The following is a 1,843-nucleotide window of genomic DNA, read 5'->3' as shown; positions in this document are numbered from 1 at the left end:
CCTTGGGGGCGGTTGCGGAGGGTGCGGAGGCGGTGGAGGGTGTCGGTGCCGCCGCGGCCGAAGTGGTCGTGCAGGGCGCGGTAGTGGGCGTACAGCTCGTCGTAGACCGCGGCGCGGGCCGGATCGGGATGCCAGGTCTCCCGGCGGGGGGCGCCCATCGCCGCCGAGGCGGCCGGCACGTCGGGGTACGCCCCGGCGGCCACCGCCGCGTGGATCGCCGCACCCAGCGCCGCCGGGTGCGCCGAGTCGACCACGTGCAGCGGCCGGCGCAGCACGTCGGCGTAGATCCGCAGCAGCAGCCGGTTGCCGGTCAGCCCGCCGGCCACGGTCAGCTCGTCCACCCGCACCCCGGCGTCCTCGAACGCGGCGACCACGGTCCGCGCTCCGAACGCTGTCGACTCCAGCAGCGCCCGCCAGATCTCCTCCGGGCGGGTGGCCAGGGTCAGCCCGACCAGCACCCCGCTCAGCTCGTGGTCCATCAGCACCGAGCGGTTGCCGCTGTGCCAGTCCAGCGCGAGCAGGCCGTGCCCGCCGACCGGCTGCCCGGCGGCGAGTGAGTCGAGCAGCTGGTACGGGGTCACCCCCTGTTCGCGGGCCCGCTCGGCGTACGACGCCGGCAGCGCGTTGGCCACGTACCAGGCGAAGATGTCGCCGACCCCACTCTGCCCGGCCTCGTAGCCCCACGCGCCGGCGGTGACGCCACCGTCGACCACCCCGCACACCCCGGGCACCTCGTGGCAGGCGTCCGCGTTCATGATCAGGCAGGTGGAGGTGCCGAGCACCGCGAGCATCCGGCCCGGCTCGACCGAGCGGGCCGCCGCGGCGGTGACGTGCGCGTCGATGGTGCCGACGGCCACCGCGACGCCGACCGGCAGGCCGGTCCAGCCGGCCGCCTCCCGGGTGAGCCCGCCGGCCCGGGCGCCCAGCGGCGCGAGCGGACCGTCGACGCGGGGCAGCAGCCCGTCCAGCCGCGGGTGCAGGGCACGCAGGAACTCCGCCGACGGGTAACGGCCGTCCTGGCGCAGCGCCTTGTAACCGGCGGCCGAGGCGTTGCGGGTCTCCCGGCCGCAGAGCTGCCAGACGATCCAGTCGGCCGCCTCGACCCAGCGCTCCGCCAGGTCGAAGACCTCCGGGTCCTCCTCCAGCAGCTCCAGCGCCTTGGCCAGCTGCCACTCCGCCGAGACCCGGCCGCCGTAGCGGGCCAGCCAGCGCTCGCCCCGCTCAGCGGCCACGGCGTTGATCCGGTCGGCCTGCCGCTGGGCCGCGTGGTGCTTCCACAGCTTCGGGTACGCGTGTGGCCGGTCGGCCAGCCCCGGCAGCTCGCAGAGCGGGGTGCCGTCGGCGCGGGCCGGCAGCACTGTGCTGGCGGTCGCGTCGACGCCGATGCCGAGCACGTCCTCGGGGCGTACGCCGGCGGCGCGCAGCGCGGCGGGCACCGCGACGCGCAGCACCTCGCGGTAGTCGTCGGGGTGTTGCAACGCCCAGTCCGGCGGCAGCGGCGGGCCGCCGGGGAGGCGCTCGGTGATCACTGCGTGCCGGTACGGGTGCACAGCCTCGCCGAGTTCGGCGCCGTCGGCGACGTCCACCACCAGGGCGCGGCCGGAGAGGGTGCCGAAGTCGACCCCGACCACGTACCGGGGCCGCCCGGGTTGCGCCACTGCTCCTCCTTCCCGCCGCGACCGGGCGGCGCGGGAGCGGCCGGGCGCCGGCGGGAGGCAACGGTAACAACATCGCCGGGTGAACGGCACGCCGCCGGTGGGCGGCGCGGACCGGAGCCGACCGCCCGCCCGGGGGCGGACGGAAGGCGGGCGGGCGGAGGCCGGGCGGAGGGTCGAGGCGGGCC

The 1,843-nt window shown here is 77.3% G+C and carries 1 protein-coding gene; it reads right to left on the bottom strand.

Features of this window, described 5'->3' with window-relative positions; genetic code table 11:
- Window positions 1-1,658 (bottom strand): ribulokinase (gene araB, locus DLJ47_RS14545; protein ID WP_199235852.1); only part of this gene is annotated, 1,658 nt, incomplete at its 3' end.
- Window positions 1,659-1,843: the final 185 nt, after the last annotated feature.

It is taken from the genome of Micromonospora sp. S4605, assembly GCF_003176715.1.
Taxonomy (GTDB): Bacteria; Actinomycetota; Actinomycetes; order Mycobacteriales; family Micromonosporaceae; genus Micromonospora; species Micromonospora echinaurantiaca.
Note: the sequence above shows the minus strand (reverse complement) of the source record. Positions and strands in the feature narration are given on the sequence as shown.